This is a genomic window from Rubripirellula amarantea, assembly GCF_007859865.1.
GTDB lineage: Bacteria > Planctomycetota > Planctomycetia > Pirellulales > Pirellulaceae > Rubripirellula > Rubripirellula amarantea.
In genome coordinates this window covers 726,329-750,360 of the sequence record NZ_SJPI01000002.1, presented here as the reverse complement: position 1 = coordinate 750,360, position 24,032 = coordinate 726,329, and the positions used below count along the sequence as shown (strand labels likewise).

Here is a 24,032-nt window from a genome sequence, read left to right as displayed (position 1 = left end):
ATGGAAGAACATCACTCAAACAGCCCCGGCAAACTCATCACGCTTGACGGTATTGATGGTGTCGGCAAGTCCACCCAGATCGAACGTCTCGCCAATGTGATCCGCGAACAAGGCTTCGAGGTCTTAACCGTTCGCGACCCTGGCAGCACCGAAGTCGGAAGCCGATTGCGAGCGATCCTGCTCGACAGCGACCTCGTATTACATCGACGGACCGAAGCGATGCTGTTCATGGCCAGTCGCTGTGAAATGATTGAAACGATCATTCGCCCGGCGCTCGCAGAAGGAAAGATTGTCATCTCCGATCGCTTCCTGCTCGCCAATGTCGTCTATCAAAGCGTCGGTGGGAACGTCAGTACCGAGACACTTTGGCAACTCGGGCGGATCGCAAACGGGGGCCTGAACCCTGACCTCACCATCCTGCTCGATATGCCCGCATCCGAATCACTCAAGAGGCTCGGCGGAACAGCGGATCGAATGGAAATGCGAGGCGAAGAGTATATGGAATCCGTTCGACAAGCGTTCCTACGCGAGCTACCCAACGCAGGCGGGACAACATGCGTAATCAACGCGGCGCAAACACCTGAAGAGATCCACAACGAAATTGTCGGGCTGAGCTTTATTCGTTCTGCTCAATCGTGATCAATCGTGATCAATCAATCGTTTGAGCATTATCAATCGCTGCATGACACCAGCGACCGGCAATGCGAGATCAAACATTCGCCGGTTAAAATTCTGAGTTCGCAAACTAGCGAATCAGCGTCACTTCGATTTCTAGCCCTGGACCAAAGCCGAGCATCAACCATGGCTTTGGTTTGCCAGCCTTCGCGAATCGCTGCAAGATAAACAGCATCGTGGCCGACGACATGTTGCCGTGATCTGAAAGCACGCTACGAGACACCGCCAAGGCGTCTTTGGGCAAATCGATCGCCTTTTCAACCGCAGTCAAAATGCGACTGCCGCCGGGGTGAACAGCCCAACCCTCAATGGAATCAATCGTCTCGCCGTGCTTGGCGAGCCAGTCCACTAGGAATGCCTTCAAGTCAGATTCGATGAGTCCTGGAACTCGCGCCGACAACGTCATCTCAAACCCGCTGTCGCCGATTCGCCATGTCATTGCATCGCGGCTATCGGGAACCAAGTAAGAACCACTGGCCGCAACGTCGCCCAACAGCGTCGATGCGTCCGGCGTGCTTGCCTGCAAAACCACCGCCGCTGATCCATCGGCAAACAAGGCACCGCTGACGATGCGATCGGGATCGTAACCGTACTGGTAATGCAGAGTGCATAGTTCAACACTGCACATCAACACCTTCGCCTCGGGATTCGCCGCGACAAGCCCCTGCGCCACTCGCAGTCCATTGATCGCCGCGTGACATCCCATGAAACCGACCTGAACTCGCTGCGTCGTCGCGGGCAATCCAAGATCGTCAATCAGTGCGACGTCGATTCCCGGAGCACTGAATCCGGTGCAAGAGATCGTTACTAAGTGGGTGATTTCCGAAGCATCCATCTTCGCATCGGCCAATGCCTTCTTCGATGATTCAATTGCCAACCGCGGCGCTTCGTCGGCATAGCGGTCGCTGCGTTGCTTCGTCCCTGGACCACGGTCTTCGGGTGACGTCGCCGGAGGGTAAAAGTCGTTTACGATCTCCTCCGCTGGGTTGCAATCAAGCAACACGCTCCCGCGATGCTCGATGCCCGTTCGTCGATACAGTGCTGCGACCTTCCTCGACTGAATCGCGGTCGAACACGATAGCTCTTTGGCGAGTTTAAAGCTCACGTTGCTAGCCACACGATGCACCGGAACTGCGGTTCCAATGCCCAGCATGGTCGCCGTAGCCCCAGCCGTTGAAGTTGAACTCGCTTGCTCTGCTTTTGCCGTTTGCCCATTTGCCGTTTGCCCAGAAGACGCGTCTTGGCTCGCCGACGCCCCTTGGCTTGGATGGTTGGCCGCTACGCCCGTTCGACCCGAATGCTCTTCGGCGGGTCGAGGCTTTTGAATAGGGTCAGGACGATGGGCGGGCACGAGAAGTTCGGGTTTCAGGTGCTCTGGATTGCCTAATTGGCTCATGCGCCGCAGTCTGGTTAGAGAGAAAAGTTTCAGCGATTTCGTATGTTTTGACCGCATCGTAAACTGCACCCGTGCTTTGGTCTGCACTAAAATGCCCGCGGGAGCAAGAAAAGGCCGCTCGGGGAGGCCATCGACCCTCATGATATGAACAGTGTGAACACTACCTTCCCACCCGCTTTTCTGCCAATTGTCGGGCAGCAATGATGATGAAATTCGGGGATGATGATAGGGTACAGCGCCGGAACCTCGAGCGCCGCGACACGTAAACCACGGACTTGCCGTCCTCAAAACCACTTCGCTCACCGCGAGAATGCTGGCTCGGCCTGACCAATCCCCCCGAATGACCGGGCGACACGCTCCTATGAGTACCGTTCCAGCGTGCAAAAATAATCAGAACTGGATACTCAGCGTAGACACTCCGATCAGATAACCCCGGTCGGGTAAAACTGGCCAGACGATCCCAGCCAGACGACCCCAGCCAGACGACCCCAGCCAGACGATCCCAGTCAGACGACCCTGGTCAAACGACTCAGAGCGGATATTTCAGAACGGATAGTGACGGGACGACCAAAATTAGCATAAGTACAAGGAATCGCGGAACGATGGCCACAACCGGTAGTGTGGACTCAAGCTCCCGTGCTGAAATGAACGCGAACACGATAGGAACCAGGCGCATGGACCAACGAGGCAAACGCCAAAATTCCAGTTACCTGAGTGCAGGTTGCGCTTGGAATGGATACTCGAACATCGCGCCGACTGATCGCCGTTTCGCAGTCGGAACTCATTCCAGGGCTAGGAACGCAAATTGCACCCGCGAATGTGAACGCAACCCGACTGCCGCCGTAAAACGTAGATCGAGTCACCGAGGCCATCTGCAACTCGCTGATCTGATGACCACCGAAACTCACAACGATCCGTGGCAAGCCCAGCTTCAAGGTATGGAAACGGCATAGAGCATGATTTCCTATTTAGCAGTCCGAACGGGACCCGAGAAAGGGCGCCAGTTTCCACTTGATCCGGCGCGGCCCATGCACGTCGGTCGCGGGGCAAGTTGTGAAATCATGCTGACCGACCCGGTCAGTTCCCGTTTCCATGCCGTCGTCTTTTACGAAGATGGCAACTGGCACCTACGTGACACGAGCAGCCGCAACGGTACGCTCGTCAACGGACAAAAAGCCGAGAGCGCCCGACTGCTCGACCAATCCGTCATCACCATCGGCGGGACCGAAATGCAGTTGGTCGAACCCGACCTCGACTCGCACGACGATTCGATGAACACGCTCGCGATCTCGAAAGAGATGATGCAGCACGGTAGTTGGCGATTTGATCTGGAACATTCCGAAAACCAACAAGTCGTCGCCGAACACGTGATGGACTTGTACCAACTGGCACTGCATCTCCTCACCGGTGAACAACCTGACGAAGTTCTAATCACGGTCTTAGAACTACTCAAGGATCGCACCGGAGCCGATCTGGTGGGCCTATCCGTTGAGTCAGGCGGCGGACGTCTAAAATGGCTTCGCGTCGTACCCGTCGACAGCAAGTGCACGACGCTGGTTCCAAAATCAATGGCCAAGCGAGTCATCCAAGGCAACGAAGCGCTTTGGATGAACGATTGCAATAGCGATGACACGTCGGTGAAGTCGCACAAAGAATGGTCCGACGCCATTTATATTCCTGTCGCTACCGACGAAACGATTGGGGTGCTGTGTCTTTACCGACGCGAACCTTCGTTCAAAGAATCGGATTTCGATTTCGCTGCCTCGGCGGGTCGTCTGTTGGCGATCGGACTTTCACGAGTTGTCGAACACAGTCAACTTGTGGCCGAAAACAAACGCATGGCCTCGCGGACGGCGGAGTGCGATGAACTGATCGGCGAATCACCGATCATGCAAAGGCTTAAAGCGAAGATTGCACGAGTGGGAAACGCAAACGGTTCTGTATTGATCCGTGGCGAAAGCGGTACCGGCAAAGAACTCGTCGCCCGCGCCGTTCATCGCGCCAGCCCGCAAGTCAAACGACCCATGCTGACGGTCAACTGTGCCGCAATCCCTCGCGACCTGATCGAAAGCCAACTTTTCGGTCACAAGAAAGGGTCCTTCACCGGCGCCGATAAGGACCACATCGGTTGGTTCGAACAAGCACACACCGGAACACTGTTCCTTGATGAGATCGGCGAACTCACTCTCGAAGGACAAGCCAAACTGCTTCGGATCCTCGAAGGCCACCCGTTCTTGCCGGTCGGTGCGACCGAAGAAGTCCTCGTCGATGTCCGAGTGATTGCGGCAACCAATCGAGACCTCGCGGAATTTGTCCGCGAGAAACAGTTCCGCGAAGACCTCTTTTATCGTCTTAGTGTATTCGAGCTACTCGTGCCTCCGCTGCGCGATCGTGGTGACGATTTGGACATGCTGATCGATCACTTCCTCGACCACTACCGACGCGAAAATGGCCGCAGCACTCTCGAGATCTCAAACGAGGCCCGCGTCATGCTGCGGGAATATCCGTGGCCGGGTAACGTCCGACAACTCCGCAACGTTATCGATAGCGCTGTCGTTATGGCTGACGACCCCACCATCGAACGCGACGACCTCGGACTTCGCGATGCGGGGCTCAGTCGACTTGATACGCTGCGAATTGACCTGTGGGAAGAACGGCTAATTCGAAAGGCCCTCAAACGCACCGAAGGCAGCATTCCCGAAGCCGCCAAGTTACTCGGAATCAGTCGAGCGACGGCGTACCGCAAGATCTCTGACTACAACATCGATCGGTAACGCACGTGAAGGCGATCCTTTCGGCTCCCGGTTCCCGCGGAGACGTCAACCCGATGATCGCCATCGGAGCAGAATTGCGTCGCCGAGGCTGGGACGTCGTCATCTCGCTCGCACAACCCTACGCTCACCTTGCCACCGAGGCGGGATTGATCCCCGAGCCCGTGATCACCAAATCGCGGTTCGATGAACTGCTTGCTAACGGAAACGTATGGAAACCAATCCGTGGCGCAAGAACAATGATCGGCGAAGTCGCAGCCGAGTTCCTAGACCTGCACCTCGAAGTGATCAACCGGAATCATCTCGACGGCGAAACGGTGCTGGTCTCACATCCTCTCGATCTGGCTTCGCGGATCTTTCGCGAAGTTCATCCTCATACACCGCTCGTTGATGTTCATCTTGCGCCGTCCATGTTGCGAACCTATGACGATCCACCTCGCATGTCGCCGTTCTGGTGGGAAGTGACTCGCCCTAGCTGGCTCGTTAAATTCGCTTACCGAATGGTGGATGCGGTTGCAGTCGATCCAGTGATCAAGCCTATCGTCAACAAGACACGGTCCACCTACGGCTTGAATCCCGTGTCTCGAATCATCAACGATTGGTGGTTGTCGCCGGACCTCATTCTTGCGATGTACCCCCGCTGGTTCGCACCCGCGACTGAATCGTTTGAACCGCGGTTAGTGCATTGCGGCTTCCCTCTTCAGGACATCGATGTATCTGACGCCGCACTACCAGAATCGCACTCAGAATCGCACTCGAAATCGCAACCAAGATCACACCGTCCCATCGTTTTCACCGCCGGCACGGCCCACCGGCATACGCGACCGTTCTTCGATCGAGCAATCGAGGTTTGCCAACGACTACAACATCCGGGCTTGCTGGTTTCCACGCACGCCGAAAACTTCCCCACGGACCTTCCTGATCTTGTCTCTACCTCCTCGTACGTCTCCTTCGCCAAACTCTTCCCCACCGCCAGCGTCGTGGTGCATCATGGCGGTGCTGGCACCACTTCACAGTGCCTCGCTTCGGGAGTTCCACAAGTAATACGACCGATGGCGTTCGACCAATTCGATCACGCAACTAGGATCGAATCTCTTGGTGTAGGCAAGTGGCTTCGGAATGATCGTAAGCTCACCGAAACGATCGGTTCGCTACTAAACGATAAAGCGACTCTGGCTCGCTGCCGTGAAATTGCAACTCGGGTTCAAGGCGATACACCGATCACAAACGCAGCCAATCGGATCGAGCGCCTGATCAAATAACAACGAATCCTGCGAATTGCTCTAACGCCAGCTCGATCGCGTGAATGAGCAAAACCCAAAATTAGCAATTTGCACCTGAATAAGCACTGCTAGACTCCTCGACCCGCAACCGATCCAACGGACTCACCACCACCGGTCCGACTCGGTTATCAACGTGCGTATAGATCATCGTTGTCTTGACGTCGCTATGGCCGAGCAGGATTTGGATTCGTCGGATGTCGGTCCCCGTCCACAATAAGTGCGTTGCGTAACAATGGCGAAACGTGTGGCTGGTGACATGCTTGGTTAATTTTGCTCGCTCAACCGCGACGCGTAGATGCTGCGGAAACGTGTCGGAATGCAAGTGGTGGCGATGAAACCTGCCTGTCCGCGGATCTTTCGATAAACGCGAAGAAGCAAACAAGTACTGCCAACGAAAATCCGAATGGGCCGACGGATACTTCTTCGCCAATGCGTGCGGCAACCAAACCGATGCCGTTCCATCAGCAAGATCGTGCTCGTGCAACGCACGGCGAGTTTCCATGTAACGCCCTAACGAGCCGACTAACTCTTCCGGCATTGGAACCACTCGACTCTTACTGCCTTTGGACTGGTGAATCTCGATTCGACGATTCTCAAAGTCCAAGTCCTTGATACGCAAGCGGATCGCCTCGCTGATTCGCATCCCGCATCCGTACAACAGCTCCGCGATCACAAGATGCACTCCTTCCAAATTTCCTAGCACCGCCGTAACCTCGCGAACACTCATCACCGTTGGGATCATCTTCCCTTTGTTCGCTCGAATTGCCTCGATCCGACCCATGTCTCGTTTCAGAACTAAATCGAAGAACGACAATAAAGCATGAAAGGCCCCGTTCTGGGTCGACGGGGCAACATTGCCGTCGACCGCCAGATCCGTCAAATGCGACTCGACGTCCGCAGCCGTAATCTTTTGAAAATCGTCGAGACACGTCAAACCGCGAGCGGCCATGAAAGCTTTCAGCTTGCCAACATACGCTCGCTCAGTTCGCAACGCCTTGCCAGCTTTCCGCAACCCGCGCCGGAACGCTTGAATCGCGTCTTGTTCCTTCGGATCAATCAGTCCTACGACGTCATCGATCGAATCGTAACCCTCTTCACGAGCCCGTTCGACCATGATGATCTCTTCCATCTTGGACTGCAGCGGCACAAGATCGTCATCCGGTCGATGCATCACGAGACGACGGTAAACGATTAAGCCTCGGATCACCGCCATGCGTTTCCAAGCGGGAGAGCCCGCGTCGCGTTTGGCTTGCAGGAACGCAATCACATCGGCCGATGTGAATTGCCAATCAGACTCTGGATCTTGATTATGGAATCCACAAAGTTTGCGAAACCAAATCGTTGCCCACTTCAACTCCTGTTCCATCTGCCCAGGCTTAATAAACAACTTGGATGCCATCGGAAACCATCTCCTAACTTAAATCACTCAACGCACTAGCGAGGTGCTAGCGAGCAACATCACTGCGCCGAGTTTCGCATTCCAAACGCGTTGTCGACGGCAATCCTCGCCAACCGGAGGCACAAGTGTACACCACTCTCAACGCCTTAACCAACCCGAAATGGCCATTCACGTTCTCTCCATACTTCAGCTTCGTTTGCACTCTGCCTACATCTCCATAGGCAGCATTCCTACACGCGTATAAGAGGGCTTCCGTCATCAAACACAGTGCCTCGCCTATCACCCGAAACATCAAACTGAGTTCACCCCAAAACTGGCCCTCAACACCAACCGAAACACCGACAAGAGGTGGTAAAAGATCGAAACACCCCAACGCGCCTGAGAACTCCGCCTAGCGTGCCGAAAATTGCTTGCATTTTGCTTGACGCGGGATCAGCCAACCGGTGAGAATAAGTGTCTGGCCGGTGGGTCGTATCAAAATGAGGACTACCACCCACGGTACCGAAGGTCCGCTTGCCGGTGAGAACAAGTGGCATTAACCAGTAAGAACAAGTCAAAACCAAGTATTCCCACCCTCTCCCTCAGGTGAGAAACATAGTTATCCGGCTGACTCGAGTTCATCGTACGCAACGTACATATTTCCAACTTGCTCCCGACGGTTGTTCGTATTCATCGTGCTACCCAACGGGCGGAACGCCGCCTGCCTCGCGTTTGTTTGACTGCCAACAATCGTAGGTCCAACGATCGGTCAATCTCGAAATTCAATGTCCGATCCATCGTATCGCCGTTCCGGCGTTGTTTTCTGCTCGCGCAGATCATGCTCGGTGCCGACCGGCGACGTTCCGTCGTTGTTTTCCCGTGTGGGCCGTCGCTGCCAACCTCAGTCCTCTGCAATTCTGTTAAACTCACTATCCGTCAACTGTAAACGTGCATTGTCGATCGCCCCGAACGCCACTTTCGCCTGATAACCATCGGATGCACACGGAGCGACGGTGGTCCAGTTTTCCGTTTTACAAGAACGCGGTTTCCCGTCGCCCGGTGATCCGCAACGTTATCCGACTGAGGTAATACATGAAGATCAGCGGACTCGCAAACCAATGGAAGACTCGCGACGGTCTTTTCGCCAACTTTGACACTGAACCATATGTCAACGCAGATGGTCGGCTCGACATCCGTGGTCCAATGATAAAGGACCTGCTTACTACCCTCGAGTCACGGAACGGACGCGATGTTTACGTTGGCACCTCCCATTCGTTGCTAAACTTCAACACGCGCGACGTTTCATGCGACTCGGACCGCGTCCCGTCATTCGCTCGCGTCTACATAACATGGGGCTTGCCATCGCACGACTGCTGGGTATTCCGGGTTTCAGCGAGAAAGCTGGATCGTGGGCGGCCGACAGATATCTGGTACGATATCCACTGTGCCCACGTAGCAACTGCAGCGGATCGGATCGTCGATGCACTTGCGTACGCCGACCTACCGCAAACGCGCATCTGACGGATAACCATGGATTGCACCGGAGTCGGGCTTGCGAGCTTTTTTCTAATGGTTGACTTTACACTCCCGACCCGGTGAATGCGGACGTTATCGCACCTTAGTTTTGACCCGCGAAAGTTTCGCCAGCGGCGATGGCTCATCTTTTTGATGGTTGCTGTCACCTAAGGGGCCGAAGGCTGTTCTGACTCAACGCTTTTGATCACTCCGCTTCAGCGTCGACGGTGTGCTTGCACCGATACCTTTATCATTCCGTTCGGTGGCCTACTCGATCACGCATTAACGTCCACGGTTTTCGCCAGAATTCACGCGTCCGAAACCCCTTCACCATACAAGCTTGACCTCGGTCCTGATGTTACACTTTGTTCGTGGTGCCACCTTGTCGAATGGCTCTGATAAGAGCGATAACCAAGGGTTGCACACGGAGCGGGCGTATATCGATGGTTCGCTTCGCTCTGCCAACTCTCTACCCGCCCGGTGAACCCGACCGTTATCCGACTGAGGTGAAATTCTGATGAAACGAACCATAGCTGCGCTATCTATCGCCCTCATTGCCGCGTCGATTGCGCTATCATACGACCACATATCATTTCCGCTTAGCAAGGTCGTCGAAACACCAATTACAAAGGCAGCAATTGCGAACGCTCCAAAATGGGATGATTCTCGTGAGAATCCTCCAGTTTCCGCCCGTAGTGCGATCAGGATCGCAACGAAAGAACGAGACCGAATTGATGCACTACTTAACTATGACCGCAAAGTCTGGTCATGGAAATTGAAGGCGGTTTCGCTCAAGCCATTTGAGACCGGTGGATGGTACTGGCTAGTTCAGTTTGAGCAATTTGGGCCCGACATTGCTGGGATGGTCCCATTCTTACACATTCCGGTTTTGATGGATGGAGAACCTGCGGTCGATAAGGTGCGGGATGGCACATCAGCCGATTTTATGTCTGGACCATAAATTCACGATCGCGGATAACCATCGCATGCAACGGAGGACGGGTGGTTCGTTTTTTCGTCTGCTTGCGAGTCTTTCGCCCGTCCCCGCTGATGCGTAACGTTATCCGACTGAAACCCTCTCTCCCCCAACAGACTGGAAGAATCATGCCCAAAGCATACGACCGTCGCTACTTTGCGTTTTTTGCATTTTTGTTCTTTCTTGCGTTTCTTGGCTTCCTCGGCACAACTCATTACCGTCACCTTGCTTGGCTTGCATCACCAGCCTGTTTTGCATCGCTCTTTTTTCTCATTTTCGTTCCGCGTTCGGCGGATCGTATTCCTGATCGCTTTCGTCTCCATGATCAACGCGACATCTACCGTGCGTTAACGGGACGAATTTAAAACTGCGGATAACCATCGCATGCAACGGAGCCGGGCTTGCGCGTTTTCACAAATGGAGCATCGACCTTCCCGGCCCGCTGATGCGTAACGTTATCCGACAGAATCGCGATGAATGAACCTCGCATCACTATTGCGCGTCCGGTGGACAACCGCAGATACTGCATCGAAATCGCCGGTCTTGGGTCCACGACCCTTGCGTTCTTTATCTTCGCCGCAATGGATTCCGAAAAGTGGATATTTTATCCGTTAGGTATATTTCAGCTTGTTGGCTTGCTTGTGATCCTCTTCCGCCGTCCGAGTCCATCCGTCATCGTGGAACGCAATTCGATATCTTGGTTCGGCTACGGACTTCTTGGGCCGACCTCAAATCTTGTATCCTTTATTGAGATTAGCTCGGTCGAACTGCTCGACGATGGGTCGCGTTCCAAAGTCTTGCTGCATAACCGTTACTCCGGTCCGTGGACTATTGGCGACAATTGCTTCATTGACGGGCAGGCCGTGGTGTCTGCAATTCGCCAGTTTCGCCCGGACATGCCGATTTCCACAACGACGGATAACCATGTGGTTCACCGGAGCGGGCCTTGAAGCGTTTTCGACGTGGATACTTTAACCTTGCCCGCCCGGTGACCACCAACGTTATCCGACTGAAATGCCCCAAAGATTCTGTGTAGCGATCGCCGCTTTCATTGCGCCGCTTTGCGTTAGCTGCGAACAACATCATGCGGCGTCGCGAACCCCAACGTTAAGCACTGTCGAAGTCCGGACGACCGCTGACGCCATCGTTTTTTCGCAACCCGACATCGTCGTGTACAACTGGCAAACCCACACGATAACATTAAGAAGAGGGCTTCGTGCTGAACTGCGTGACCGCTTCAGTTCGCATCTAGTAACTGGCGTTCCATTCTCTATCTGCGTTAATGACACTCCCGTGGTTAAGGGCACAATGACTACGTCTCTTTCATCTGCTGCTTTTGATGATATCGTGCTAAATCTCGACCCAATTGATGCTGTCAACGAGAACCAAGTCAAAATTTCCCTTGGCTACCCCACTGACGCCTGGTTCACTGGTGATGATCTTCGCGCGTCGCCTGTGCTCTATGATGCTTTGGTGTCCCTTTCTAAAATCCGTGACATCAATGACGAAGTGGCAGCCAAACGCGATGCTGACCACTGGTAGCGGATAACCATGGCGTGCACACGGAGCGGGGCTTGCGGCCGGATTTGAAATGGAAAACTTTACTCTCCCCGCCCGGTGACGCCGGACGACTATGAAGTCCGTGGTTTGACCAGTGGCGACTGGCCGCTTTTTGTAATTTTTCTCTACATCGGTCTGTTGGGCATTTCTTTACGTGGTGTTGAGAGCGGGTTGGCTTGGCGGAGGCGGTGGAAACTGCGGCGAGGTGAGAAAGTCCGGCTGGGAACTATTCGACTATTCGAGGTGTCGACGCTGAAGTGACAGGTCACTTGTTTGGTGTGCATCGTCTCATCATTTCTTACAGGCGTTCCAATCGGATTGAATCGTTTGGAATACTCTTGCTTGGGCCAGCCACATGCTTTATCGCGGCGTCTCCCGAGACTCTAGCTCAACGCTGCAGCGTTGGACGCGTTTCTCGGTTGCCAACTCTGGAGAGTAGTCATGGCCAAAGGGGAGTCCTGCTCGGGATGTTTCTCATTTCGCTTGGGTGTCTTTCGCAACTGCCGCTTCGTCAGCTCGCTGCGGTCGGGGCGGTTGTAAAAGGGTGATCGTTAGATGGTTTAATAGGCTGCTCGGGAGCGTCGCATTCATTATCTCGAGGTCAACTTTTTGTTGCAGTGCCTCGGGCAGCGATTCGCGATCACTCCAGAGCGGCCCGGCTCGCAAGACAGCGAGCCTTGGTCGGTGTCATTTCAGTTGAACGGTTTGGGTGCGACGGTTGCCGGTTCGGGTGCTACGGTTGCCGGTTCGGGTTTGGCGTTTGGGCTTCATCGTTAAGTTGGCTTTGCGGTGCGCGACGCCGGATGACTCGTCGCTGTGCACGGGGCCAGGTGGTTTGGGTGGCTTGCGTTTGATCTTCAACTTGCCGTTGTCCTTGGCCTCGTCTTGGGGCAGCAGCTTGCTGGCGTCCCAGTTGGTCTGGTCTCGCATCATCGCCCAAGCGATCACGCCGAGCTTCCGCGCCAACGCGATGCCGGCTTTCTTGCGACGTGTCTTGCTGCCACCGGTGATTCGATCGTAGGTCTTCTTGCTCCACTTGTTGTATCTGAGGCTGCACCAAGCGCACTGCAATAGCATCGTGCGAAGCAGCTTGCTGCCTCGCTTGCTGATGCGTCCGTTGCGGTCGATCTCACCGGACTGATGTTGTTTAGGTGTCAGTCCGAGGTAACTGGAAAGATGCTTTGCGTTCTTAAAGCGATGCGGATCGTCGATGGCCGCGACGATCGCTTCGGCGGTCTTGCGACCCACACCGGGGATCGTCATCAGCCGCACGATGTTGGGATGCTCGGCGGCGAATTCGTCGAGCTTTGCTTCGAGTGATTCGAGCTTCCTGGTCACGTCGTCAAGACGTGAGAGCTGCATATCGAGTTGGCCTCGCCACAACTCATCACGCGTGCAGTCTTCGATCGGCTTGCGGCACGAGTTGATGTGCACCGGTCCTGTGTTCCAGGCCCGCTCGCCGGTGTCGATCTCGATGCCACGGTTGGCGAAGAGGCTGCGTATCGAGTTTTTCAGTCGGTTGATGTCCTTGTCGACACTCTTGCGATACTTGATGAACGCTCGTTGCTCGCGAATGTCTGGCTTTGGCACATGGACCGGCACGAGTCGCCGCAGCAGGGACATTTCGGCGAGCTTGAGGACATCGTCGCGATCGGTTTTTCGCTTGGTGTTCTTCCAACACCACGCTTCGTCGTTGGTGCTGAACACAATGGTCTTCATACCACGAGCCCGGCAAGTTTCGCTGATCCAACCGTTCGGTCCGCAAGCTTCCATGACGACCAGGTCGATGTCGGGCCGAGTCGTCAGCAGGTGCTCGAAATGCGAGCGCCGAGTGGCGATAACCTGGAACTGATGCTGCTGGGTGGCCGGGTCGAAGAAGCAGCAGACACTATTAAACTTGCCAAGGTCGATGGCGCATGTCACCCTAAGAAGTCTCCGTGGTTTGGGGTGTCAACGTGTTAGAAGCGATTGATTGTGATGTCTCGAAAGAGAACGATCACCGCCTGGTCAGCAGCGCGAAAGCATCCGACTCGCCTCAAACCACGGACTTCATGAATTCTTTATCCGACTGAAATCCGACTTCAATGACTATCGACGATCAACGCATTGACGCAATCCTTGTGATTTCTCGGCCAGAGCGTGCGACTGACCGCTCGCGAACGTCTATTCGCCTTGCTGTCGAATCTGCAGATGAGTTCGCCGACTCGTGCGTTGACTCATGCCACATTCTTTGCGGCCTACTTCGCGAGGGTCAGGGCGTTGCATCGCATATCCTCCGTCGACAATTCGATATGACCCTCGAATCGCTGGATGCGGCGATGGTTGCGCGGTCACGCATCGACAATCCAGACGAACTTGTCATCGCGCCCGACGTCAAGATCGTGATGGATTCAACGCTAGACTTTGCGACTCGACTCAATCACTCCTACTTTGGCACCGAACATTTGCTCGCCGGTGTAATTGCGTCTTCCACGCAGTCAGCCATGCTGCTCGAAACGCTCGGGCTGACCCACGACGCTATCGAACATGAAATAATTGGTTTACTCGGACATCTCACGTAGATCCAGGGCGGCGGAAAACCATCGCGTGCACACGGAGTCGGGCTTGCGGCCGTTTTCAAATGGAACAACAAATTCCCGACCCGGTGATCCCGGACGTTCGGATAATGAATCGTGGGTATAGAATTCATAAACATAGAAAAAGAATATTCTTCATGAAGAAGCACAAAATCCATGTCTTGGTCATGCGAAACGCCATGTTGTTTTTCCTGACCGCCTCTCCGCAACTGGCACTGGCTCAAGCCTACGCTCCCTTGGGCCAGCCATCCGAAGAACCAGTTGGCGGTCAGCCTCCAACCGGAGCGAATCGCTCGATAGAGGACTTCGACTATCAGCTCAAATACCAACGTGCCTTCGAAACAGCGGTTTGGTCGATGCCTGCTGTGGTCATCTATCGCATGCGGGATTGGGCGTTCGAGGAACTTGGCGCGGAGAACAACACGATCTTTTCCTATTCTGAAACCGCTGGTCCCAACCTTGAAGTTGCCACGAGCAATAGCAGCACACCTTATATCGGTGGCTACACCGACCTAAAAAACGGACCGGTCTTGCTGGAGGTTCCGGCGTCGGGGGCGGATGGCACCCTTTACGGTCAGGTAGTTGATGCCCGGCAGTTCACCATTGCTGACATCGGCCCCTCCGGTATGGATAAGGGCCAAGCGTCCAAATACCTGTTCACTCCGCCGGGCTACACAGGCGAAGTCCCTGAGGATCACCTCCATGTGGCCTCGCCTAATTACCGCATTGCCTTCGCATTCCGCTCGGTGGTGTTGCCTGGTAAGACCCAGAGGGACGCTTTCGACTACGCGCACCGTTTGAAAATGTATTACCTGTCAGAGGCAGCCGACCCACCGGAACAGAAATTCATCGACCCATCGCACGACCGTTACGCGGGACTGCCCCGTTATGACGAGCGCTATTTCGATGACGTCTATCAAATCTTCAGCGTCGAGCCGGTGCGGGAAGAGGACAAGGTCATGATGGGCATGCTCGCGTCGCTGGGAATCCAACAGGGCAAGCCCTATACCCCCGACGAAACGGCGAAGCGCGCCATGCGGCAGGCGACGATCGACGTGTGGTATCATATTCAAGACTATTTCGACAACCTGCCCGCTGATCGTCTTTACTGGCCCGATCGGCACTACACGTCGCTGCTCATGAGCGACGAAAGGCGCCGTTTCGAATACAACTACCCTGACAGGATCGACACGATACCGCGTGCCGCGCAGTTCGCATGGTGCACCTATGTCCCCGTCCAGATGAGCGATTCGCCCGCAACGCAATACCTTGTTTCCATGGCCGACAAAAACGGCAGTCAACTCGATGCGGGCAAAACCTACAAAGTTGACGTGCCCAAAGACGTCCCGGTGAAACAGTTTTGGGCGTTGACCGTCTACGACCGGGCGACCTTCAGCTTTATCTACACCCCGGACCGCAGAACGACGCTATCCTCGTATGACTTGTCAAAGATGAAGTCGAATTCGGATGGCTCCGTGTCCATCTTCGTGGGTCCCAAGGCACCTGCAGGAATGGAATCGAATTGGATCAATACCGCCGGAAAGCGGCCCATGCCCATGTTCCGTTTCTACAGCCCAGAAAAAGCCCTTAACGACAAGACGTTCAAAATGCCAGACTTCGAAGTGATTGATCCCTGATTTGAAACTGGGAATGAAACGATAGGGCAGCCAAAGTAAACGCCGAACACAACAGTGCACCTGAGTGGACGGCTGGGGACGAAATTGCAGTCAACGTCGCAGGCGGCAACTCGGTGATTTTAGACGTTCTTTGGCCAGCGCACTCAGTCATTAAGTACGTAGCAACCAAAATGAACGCGACTTCATCGACGCCATCACGAATGGACATGATGCTCGATTGGTAGAGCGTCTTCGTTCTTGTGACGGCGACCAGTCGTTATCCGATTGAACCTTAGACGACACATGAGTCACAATCCCTACTCGTCACCCAACGCTACGATCGTCGACAGTGAACGTAAGGGTTCACTTCCATGCACCATCATGTTTTGGCTGTCGTGTGTCCTCTCCCTTGGGATGTTTGCCATTGCAGCAATTAGTGGCTACCAATACTGGGTGTATGCATCGCAAGGGGGAGTCAAGTTGCCGCCGCATATCCTCGCGGTCACGGTTTGCGTGGCGTGCAGTGGACTCGGCATGCTCTACTCCGCAATACGGTGGCGCCGCCAATTGATCCGCGCGGCTTCCGTGTCGTTCGGTTGTTCGTTGCTTGCTTTTTTTGTCGCCCCAAAATTGTTCCGCCTTTTCATCTGACAACAAGCCAATGGCGGTTGCAAATGAGCTGTCCTAGTACGATCCATGATAACCCGGGTTTCTTTACTGCGACGCCGTCTGGGTGATAGGGAATTGGATCTGATGACCCGCTGTGGAATCAGCGGTTACCTGATCACGGCGGTCGAACGAAAAACGGGATATGTGCTGATTCGTAAAGTGCAAAGCAAGCATGCTGGCCGCGTCGTCGAGGGAAAGCGTTTCGACAATAGTCAGTTTTTTCTCGCTACCGAGTGTTTGCAACCGTTATCGAAGATTTGTTCGAACAAGCCGGTATCGAAGCGTATGGATAACCAGTCTCGGCAATTGAACCACTAAATTTCAGTTTTTGCCTACGATCACTTTTACCTTCTTTGTCCGCTTGCGAGTCACCTTCCGCCGTCTGCGAAACTTAGTTGGTATACGAAAGATACAGTTTCAGGATGCGTCCGATTCCCTACCAACCGCCATTCGATGAAACGGCTGGTCATAGAGGTTGGTCCTCCATCGGGCTTCGCGGTGGTCCTTCGATCTCATGCGATAAACGAACATGTCAGATTCGTCAAAGCAGGATCGCTACTATCACAGTGATGAACACACATGCACATGCCAGACTGCTGTAAAATTTGGTGGACCGGATAGTATCGCGATGGATACGATGACTAACACGTGATCACAGTGCGTCAGCGGATCTCCATGGGTTAAGCCCAAGCAGCGGTGGCTCACGGTTTCGCTTGCTGGCAGCTCATCTGCATTGCCCATTAAGCCTGAGCAATCTTTCTTCACATGCTAACGAGACTGTTGCTAATACCCGTGCTGATTGTCATTGCATGTTGCGCTGCTGGCGCGTACGGCATGCTGCACAATCAGGTTTCTTACAGTGTGTCACCTGAGTACTTTACGCAATTTAAGTTCATTCAGTTTGAGATAGATCCGACGCTTCCCAATCGTCTCGGAGCGGCAATCGTCGGTTGGCACGGTGCATGGTGGATGGGTATGGTCATTAGCTATTTGCTTATTCCGCTGGGATTGATCATTCGCGGCGATGCCAACTACTTCTGGGGCATGCTACGCGTGTTCTGTGTTGTAGCTTTTACTGCTATCGCATTTGGGTTAGTAGCGCTTTGCTACGCGTTTGTGGCAGTTGATGCAACGATTGCAGGCGAAATCGTCATCTACGGAAATCAAGTGAAGGACGATGTCGGGTTTGAGAGAGTCGGTTTCGTGCACGACCTGGGCTACATTGGCGGGTACGCAGGAATGGCGACGGGTGCCCTGGCGATCATCTGGGAACGGCGGCGTTCCATCGAACCGATCGTCGAGTCCAGGGCTTAGTCTGATTTGAACTGTTCACTAGCATCACGGCGTGCGTGAAATGTGAGACAAGAATAGAGCCACCAAACCCCGATTTTATGAAGCGATCACGGTCGGTAGAAACCAGAGTCATTTCGGGTGCAACGACTTGCTTTCCCTGACAATTGCAACGAACTATCTGACTTGAGTGTCGAGTTCCTGCTTCAGATTCTCACTCGCGATTCGAACGTTGGGGTTTTGCGAGAGAGATAACCATCCATTTGTGTCGGCATCAACGGATAGATTTGCCCTGGCGAAGTAGTCTCAGGGCGAGCCAGCGTCCAGTTTCGCAAACTAGGTCCTGCACCGCGGTGAAGATTGCGGGAGCTTTGCATTCTTGATTTTCTCTTTGCCCTGCGATGCCAGCCATTGTCCAATGTATCTATCTGCCACGACAGCGTAGCGCTCACTATCAAAACTCATTACCAAACCATCCATGGCACCAATAGAAATTAGCAAACGCATGCTTACACCTCGTGACTGGTTTGGAGTTGCCGTCCGCTGCATGGGCCTGGTGTGCTTCTACCACGCGGTTTCATACTTCTTGTACTTTCTCGACATGCGGCTTGGTCTTTCCGATTCGTTTGGTACGGTCGAGCCCAAGGTCCCAACCGGCTTCCTTGTCTACGTTGCCGCATACGTTGTCTCTGGAACGTTTGTATTGCGAACTTCCGACGCCATCGTTGCGTTCACCTACGGATCAGACGAGCGAGCAACCGAATCGAACGAATGAATGTTTGAATGATTGATTTTCGGTTGTGGCAAAGCGGCTATGGCTCGCCGTTTCGTCTGTCCGAGCGGTAACTCTAGCAGCCTAGCAAGATCTAACGTTCTGTCGCCAAGTGGTAAACTGAGTCGCGTTTATCGTCCTATCGACAGTCTTCTTTCTTGCTGCGTGACCGCGAACATTATTCGACTCGCTTTCATCAATCCAAACTACAACCTCTACGGAATCGCCATGCCAACCGCGCCGAAATGCGAATTCATTCCATACCTGAGTATTTCCGACGCCTCAAAAGCCGTTGATTTCTACACGCGAGTGTTCGGGGTAGAACCCTATCTTCTGCTCAACATGCCGGACGGACGCGTGATGCACTGCGAATTCCGTATTGGAGAGGCACGATTCTTCATCAGCGAAGAACTTCCTGAGCATGGAGGCACGCCCAGTCCCGCACGACATGACTGCACAACAGTCGCGATACACCTTTACGTCATTGATTGCGACGCGATGGTTGAAACGATGGCAAACAATGGCGCCACTGTCTTGATGCCTCCAGAGGACGTTTTTTGGGGTGAGCGATTTGCTCGGGTGCGTGACCCGTTCGGGCACGAGTGGGGAATCACCACTCAACTTCGAGAGATGACTCCCGATGAAATTCAAGCGGAGGCCGCAAAGATGTTCGCTGCCATGAAAGAATAGGAACGACGGCTAGCTATCGGTTGCTCATGCCTGGAATCTAGCTTGGACGATTGAAGATTTCATTGTTAGCAACGTCGATGATTTCGCGATCGTTCTTGTTAAAAGCAAAGACGATTTTGCTGGTCGGACCAGCGGTCCCTACTTGGATAGACCTATCACGAGTGCGGTGCACCCGGGCAGCGAGTTTTTGACTAGACTCGTTTGCTTGTGCGACCAAGCATATTAAAGGATTGTCAGGCTGCCGCGCAACTTGTTTTCAATTGCGATAGAAGATTCTCCGTTCAGCCTTCGCTCATTCTTCATTGCAACGACTGGCCATTACCAAAACGTGCTTGCGTACTTCATTCTGGTGTAGCCTCATCTGCGAAGCCTAAGGACGATCATGCGGATGGAACACCTTTGTTGCCAGAAGCCACATCCGGTGCGAAACGAAATTCGAACTCCCTTTGCGCCTAGCAATGCTCAAATGTCCACCCTGTTCCATCGCCGTGGCTTCCAAGTAAGATTCTCTGGGTATTCAGCAACCACCCATCCTAGACGCTGTCTCGCAAATTGTCAGTGCGGCGGTTGAAATGGGATAGAAAGCATCGAGAAATAGCTATGAAGTCTTATTCGATTCGTCGTATCTCACAATTTTTTATCGCCCTCGCTTTGTTTATCGGCATGGCGACTTCTGCCGTGGCCAACGATGTTTTGATCCGGATTGATGGACAACAACTGACGATTGCGGGTGACGACGATGGCAATTTCCTGACCTTCCGCGTCAATGGCGCCGGCGACCCCTTCATCTTGTCGCTTCGCGGGACAACGATTAACGGGACGTCGACGCGTTTCAATTTGAGCGATGCCGACATTACCTCTGTGGTCATGTTCATGCGTGGCGGCAACGACGTGGTGATCATTCGCAATGTTTCACTGTCGAGCAACGGCAGTGCGACGCCGGTCATGTGGTACGACGGCGGTTCGGGGAACAACCGCTTCGTCGCTCGCGGCGTGGCAGGCGAATCATTCTTTGACGGTTCAGTTCGGTTGGACGGTGGATCGGACAACGATTTCATCGATATCAGCGACTACCTTGTCACCGGCGACGTCGACATCAGGGGGGAACTCGGGCGTGATCGGGTGGACATTCAGGCGTCGCAAGCCTTGGGGCAGCTCAGCATCGTCACGGGTAGAGGACTTTCGTTTGTCGAACTTGATGACGTCGTCGCCGACAGTCTTGTCGTCACCGGCGGCAGGGACATTAACCGTTTCAAATTCTTCAACGTCAGCGCGACGACGATTGAAATTTTGACAGGGATTTCAAGAGACCTTTTGACGATGCAGTCGATCAGTAGCAACAGCGTGTCGGTCGACCTAGACAACGGTCGTGACGACGCCCTGTTGGACTCGTTCTTGGTGGGTGTCTTCATCCTCGATTGCGGCCCGGACAACGATTTCGTTGCCGCGACCAACATTCAAACTTCGATGCCCAGCTCAGGTATGCCCAGCCTCTTGAACGGTAGCTTCGGCACCAGAGATACTCTGCTGATCGACAGCGCGAGTCGGGCGTTTGTCGAAATTGAAAGCTTCGAAATCCAGGACTGACTCCCGCTTGAGAAACGAAACGACTAGAGGGTTCAGGAATAGAAAACGATCATGCCAAACCGAATACAGTTTTTTCGCCGCTCGGCCGCTGTCTTGTCGGCCTTCGGCCTGATCGCCAGCCTGCTGTCTGGCTTCGCCACCGCGCAAGACGGGTCCACCCGGGTGACATCCACCGCGCGTGAGTCGTCGATCGCTCCACTCGATGGCCCAGTACTGGTTGGCAAGCCGGTGACGTTCGAACTTACTGGCAATCCGAGCAACCCACACTGGTATTTCAACGACGCGTTCACTGCTGAAGGCACTTCGGTCACCCACACTTTCGAGCAACCGGGTGTTTACCGCGTTGTCATGGGATCCAAGGAGGGCAACCAATTCAACGAGCACTCCTGTGCCATCGTGCGGGTTCACACACCGGAAACACTGCACCTGCCGCAGGTCCTGCTCGACACCGACGCACGCAACGAAGTCGATGACCAGCACTACATCGCCTACGGCCTGTTCAGCAAACTGGACGTGTTGGGCATCAACAGCGTCCATCACGGTCCACACCGCATCAATCACTTTGGCGATGCTCAGGAGCCGATCAACTATGGCGAGATTCTCTACATCATCGAGCTCAGTCGCATCAGCGGACTGTTGACACATCGAACCGAGAATCAGATGCCCAAGGTGTTCCACGGTGCCAAAGTGCCGTTGTTGGTTCCCGCCACTGGCATGTGGGCGGACACGCAACCTATCCAATGCGAAGCCAGTGAAGCGATTCTGGCGGCGGCTCGCGGCGCTTCGCCCGACAATCCTGTGTGGGTCCTGCCGGTCGGGCCATGCACCAACATTGCCAGCGCGATTCTTCTGGCACGTCTAGAAGGCTTGGACCTAAAGAGCCGAATCAAAATCATTTGGTTGGGCGGCGGACCCGAACGGGTCGATGACAAGAGCTTCAACGGAGGTAGCGACCCGTGGTCGGTCTATGTGACCGCGCAGAGCGGCCTCGATTTTTGGATCATCCTAGAAAACCCTACGGGGGCCAGCATCACTATGGACAAACGCGCCGAGTCGGGCCTCTATCCCGATAACCGACTGGGCCAATACCTGGAAGCGATCACGCCTGCTCACGAAAAATCCCTCTACGACGTGGCGACGATCTCGATGGTCATCGGCAACCACCTGGGGAAGCCTTGGCTGACATCGGTCGAGCCTTCCGTAGTGCTCGGTCCGGATGAGCAGTACCGATGGAAGCGGGGCGACTCGCCAACGAGCGTTCACATCGTTCGCGATATCGACCAAGAAGCGATGAAAACCGATTTCTTTAACACACTCAACGGCAAACCAACCACTGTCCATTAGGGCTCTGCGGGCCAGTAGGAACTTCGCTTGGGGCAGACTCGGGTTTCAGGGTTGATTCCGTGCTGAGGAACCACCGTGAGCCAAAGAAAAATGCCGACCGATGTACAACCCGTTGCTTGTGCCAATCGCGCTTACGCCGGCTGGTTCGATGAGCACGCATGATGGGCCGAGACGCGAACGTTGTCGTTCGCAAATACCAGATGCGCAAATCCGATTATCAAACCCGCATGAGCTATGGCAATGACAATCATACGATCCCAATCGACAAACCACTTCGGCCGGATTGAATGGGCCAAGTAGAGTACCAAACGTATCCTGAATTCATCATGATTCGTGAGATAAAAATACAAGTTGAGCACAAAGGATTCCGAACTACCGATGAGCTCTGCGACGTGCTGTTTCGTTGCTGCTTGCAACACGTCGTCGGCAGCCGACCGGATCGCTATGAACCGCGCGTCCTAAAAACGGCGGCAAAAGAAGTGCAAGCTGATGCTATAGCAAAAACAAGATTACATGTCAGGACAGGCGCAGGACTTACACCGATTAAGTTCCATTAGGTCCGGTGTATTCTCCCGAACAGGCAACGTTTTCGATACACAACGACTCAGAAAGGGTAAAAAGTGTGTACTAGGACTAAGTGTTTGCGTGACATCTGAGGCTCGCTAACCAACCGAGCTTGAAAGCGATGCCAAGTGGTGCTCTAGATGTGACACCGTATTTGTTTCGTGATCGAAAGCCTAATTTCAGGAGGAAGAATGCCAACTTGGATCGCTCTGTTCCGCGGGATCAATGTCGGCGGCCACAACAGATTGCCGATGGTCGATCTAGCTCATACGCTCGAAGTCACTGGATTGCGTTCGGTCCGGACCTACATTCAAAGTGGAAATGTCATCTTTGAAAGCTCTTCAACGTCCAAGCGCAACATTGCTAAACAGCTTAGTGACGCTGTCGAAGACAGCTTTAAATTTCGCCCCGGTGTTCTAGTTCTGAGCGGCGATGAGTTGTCCGCAGCGATCGACAGGAATCCCTACACCGAAGCAACCGTCGACCCTAAAACGTTACATTTCTACTTTTTGGAGACTGTTCCAGATTTGCCTCCTGACGAGGCAATCTCTAAGATGGCTAAGTCAACCGAAAGGTATCGACTGATTGATACGGTGTTTTACTTGCACGCGCCAGATGGTGTCGGTCGATCCAAACTTGCATCGGGTATCGAGCGTCAACTTGGAATACCGACAACTGCCCGGAACTACAATACGGTCGCGAGGTTGGCCATGATGCTTGATGTTGGCTAAGAAAGTCTAAGAACGCACCACATGCACCGGAGATATCTGGTCAGTTTGGAAACTACCGAACAGTCGATTCGCTTTTCACCATTCCCAAGGACTTCGCAATGACACGCCTCTTTCTTGCTACGACGTTCGCAACCTTGTTGATAGTCACCGCATCGAGTGGCGTTGCGGACACGCCTGCGAGCGCTGAGGCGAACCTTGCGAATCGGACTGCGGCAAGTGCAGTATTGAATGGTGAAGATGCGAAGAGGCTTTCCAATGCTGAGCTTGAGTACAGCGCCAGGCTTGCCGAATTCAAGGACGGTCGATCGCCAGCAGATGTGTCGATCCGCGCAAACAAACGACTTCTTCGTGCCGCATTGATGGCTTCGTCCCCGAACGCGATTTCGGACTATGATCAGCGAGCGTCGCTTATTGAGTCGATTGCGGAAGAGAACCTGAAGCTTCGCACATCGACGCAGCGTGATGTGAAGCAGGCGAAAGCTGCACGACTGAGCACGTTGTTATTGGACGCTCTTTCGCCCAATGCTCAATAGCGTGTTTGGACTCTGGCAACTTGCTGCGATTGAAGAAGTTCGTTCGGCACAGGTAGTCGGCCCAGGAATATGTGCGAACTGAACCTCGGTGCTATCCGATGTCGAT

20 protein-coding genes are annotated in these 24,032 nt (G+C 53.9%); 17 read left to right on the top strand and 3 right to left on the bottom strand.

What is annotated here, in order from left to right; all coding sequences use genetic code 11:
* Positions 1-639, top strand: coding sequence for a dTMP kinase (tmk, locus tag Pla22_RS16115; RefSeq protein ID WP_146515851.1), 639 nt, complete (start codon positions 1-3; stop codon positions 637-639).
* A 106-nt stretch (positions 640-745) separates the two neighbouring features.
* On the opposite strand, the gene Pla22_RS16110 is transcribed toward tmk, so the two are convergent.
* Positions 746-2,071 (bottom strand): type III polyketide synthase, encoded by a 1,326-nt coding sequence (locus Pla22_RS16110; protein WP_146515850.1) that lies wholly within the window; start codon positions 2,069-2,071, stop codon positions 746-748.
* Between the two features lie 956 nt (positions 2,072-3,027).
* Here Pla22_RS16110 and Pla22_RS16105 point away from each other — a divergent pair.
* A complete protein-coding gene (locus tag Pla22_RS16105; RefSeq protein ID WP_146515849.1) occupies positions 3,028-4,845 on the top strand; it encodes a sigma 54-interacting transcriptional regulator in 1,818 nt (605 codons plus the stop codon).
* Between the two features lie 5 nt (positions 4,846-4,850).
* Positions 4,851-6,104, top strand: coding sequence for a glycosyltransferase (locus Pla22_RS16100; protein ID WP_146515848.1), 1,254 nt, complete (start codon positions 4,851-4,853; stop codon positions 6,102-6,104).
* Positions 6,105-6,165: 61 nt separating this feature from the next.
* Here Pla22_RS16100 and Pla22_RS16095 read toward each other — a convergent pair whose 3' ends face one another.
* On the bottom strand, positions 6,166-7,524 hold the full coding sequence (locus Pla22_RS16095; RefSeq protein WP_207310398.1) for an integron integrase: 1,359 nt from the start codon (positions 7,522-7,524) through the stop codon (positions 6,166-6,168).
* A gap of 2,011 nt (positions 7,525-9,535) precedes the next feature.
* Here Pla22_RS16095 and Pla22_RS16090 point away from each other — a divergent pair.
* The 4 genes from Pla22_RS16090 to Pla22_RS16075 all read left to right on the top strand — a co-directional run bounded on the left by Pla22_RS16090 (position 9,536) and on the right by Pla22_RS16075 (position 11,536).
* Positions 9,536-9,979 (top strand): hypothetical protein, encoded by a 444-nt coding sequence (locus Pla22_RS16090; protein WP_146515847.1) that lies wholly within the window; start codon positions 9,536-9,538, stop codon positions 9,977-9,979.
* 143 nt (positions 9,980-10,122) lie between these two features.
* Positions 10,123-10,359, top strand: coding sequence for a hypothetical protein (locus tag Pla22_RS16085; RefSeq protein WP_146515846.1), 237 nt, complete (start codon positions 10,123-10,125; stop codon positions 10,357-10,359).
* A gap of 108 nt (positions 10,360-10,467) precedes the next feature.
* Positions 10,468-10,944, top strand: coding sequence for a hypothetical protein (locus Pla22_RS16080; protein ID WP_146515845.1), 477 nt, complete (start codon positions 10,468-10,470; stop codon positions 10,942-10,944).
* Positions 10,945-11,008: 64 nt separating this feature from the next.
* Positions 11,009-11,536 carry a hypothetical protein gene (locus Pla22_RS16075; protein WP_146515844.1) on the top strand — a complete coding sequence of 176 codons (528 nt, stop codon included), beginning with the start codon at positions 11,009-11,011 and terminating at the stop codon, positions 11,534-11,536.
* A gap of 705 nt (positions 11,537-12,241) precedes the next feature.
* Here Pla22_RS16075 and Pla22_RS16070 read toward each other — a convergent pair.
* Positions 12,242-13,477, bottom strand: a complete 1,236-nt coding sequence (locus tag Pla22_RS16070) for an IS110 family RNA-guided transposase (protein WP_146515843.1) — start codon at positions 13,475-13,477, stop codon at positions 12,242-12,244.
* 161 nt (positions 13,478-13,638) lie between these two features.
* On the opposite strand from Pla22_RS16070, the gene Pla22_RS16065 reads away from it, so the two are divergent.
* From Pla22_RS16065 to Pla22_RS16020, 10 genes are all read left to right on the top strand, one after another.
* The gene (locus tag Pla22_RS16065; protein ID WP_146515842.1) at positions 13,639-14,115 is read left to right on the top strand and encodes a Clp protease N-terminal domain-containing protein; all 477 of its coding nucleotides are present in this window, start codon (positions 13,639-13,641) and stop codon (positions 14,113-14,115) included.
* A 152-nt stretch (positions 14,116-14,267) separates the two neighbouring features.
* The gene (locus tag Pla22_RS16060) at positions 14,268-15,767 is read left to right on the top strand and encodes a DUF1214 domain-containing protein (protein WP_207310397.1); all 1,500 of its coding nucleotides are present in this window, start codon (positions 14,268-14,270) and stop codon (positions 15,765-15,767) included.
* A gap of 732 nt (positions 15,768-16,499) precedes the next feature.
* A complete protein-coding gene (locus tag Pla22_RS16055) occupies positions 16,500-16,733 on the top strand; it encodes a hypothetical protein (protein WP_146515841.1) in 234 nt (77 codons plus the stop codon).
* 447 nt (positions 16,734-17,180) lie between these two features.
* Positions 17,181-17,729, top strand: a complete 549-nt coding sequence (locus tag Pla22_RS16050) for a hypothetical protein (RefSeq protein ID WP_146515840.1) — start codon at positions 17,181-17,183, stop codon at positions 17,727-17,729.
* A gap of 454 nt (positions 17,730-18,183) precedes the next feature.
* On the top strand, positions 18,184-18,480 hold the full coding sequence (locus Pla22_RS16045) for a hypothetical protein (RefSeq protein WP_146515839.1): 297 nt from the start codon (positions 18,184-18,186) through the stop codon (positions 18,478-18,480).
* 225 nt (positions 18,481-18,705) lie between these two features.
* Positions 18,706-19,167, top strand: a complete 462-nt coding sequence (locus Pla22_RS16040) for a VOC family protein (protein ID WP_146515838.1) — start codon at positions 18,706-18,708, stop codon at positions 19,165-19,167.
* Positions 19,168-19,767: 600 nt separating this feature from the next.
* A complete protein-coding gene (locus Pla22_RS16035) occupies positions 19,768-20,754 on the top strand; it encodes a hypothetical protein (RefSeq protein WP_146515837.1) in 987 nt (328 codons plus the stop codon).
* A gap of 51 nt (positions 20,755-20,805) precedes the next feature.
* Positions 20,806-22,098, top strand: a complete 1,293-nt coding sequence (locus Pla22_RS16030) for a nucleoside hydrolase (protein WP_146515836.1) — start codon at positions 20,806-20,808, stop codon at positions 22,096-22,098.
* Positions 22,099-22,853: 755 nt separating this feature from the next.
* Positions 22,854-23,393, top strand: a complete 540-nt coding sequence (locus Pla22_RS16025) for a DUF1697 domain-containing protein (protein WP_146515835.1) — start codon at positions 22,854-22,856, stop codon at positions 23,391-23,393.
* Between the two features lie 98 nt (positions 23,394-23,491).
* Positions 23,492-23,926 (top strand): hypothetical protein, encoded by a 435-nt coding sequence (locus Pla22_RS16020; RefSeq protein ID WP_146515834.1) that lies wholly within the window; start codon positions 23,492-23,494, stop codon positions 23,924-23,926.
* The last annotated feature ends 106 nt before the right edge of the window (positions 23,927-24,032 follow it).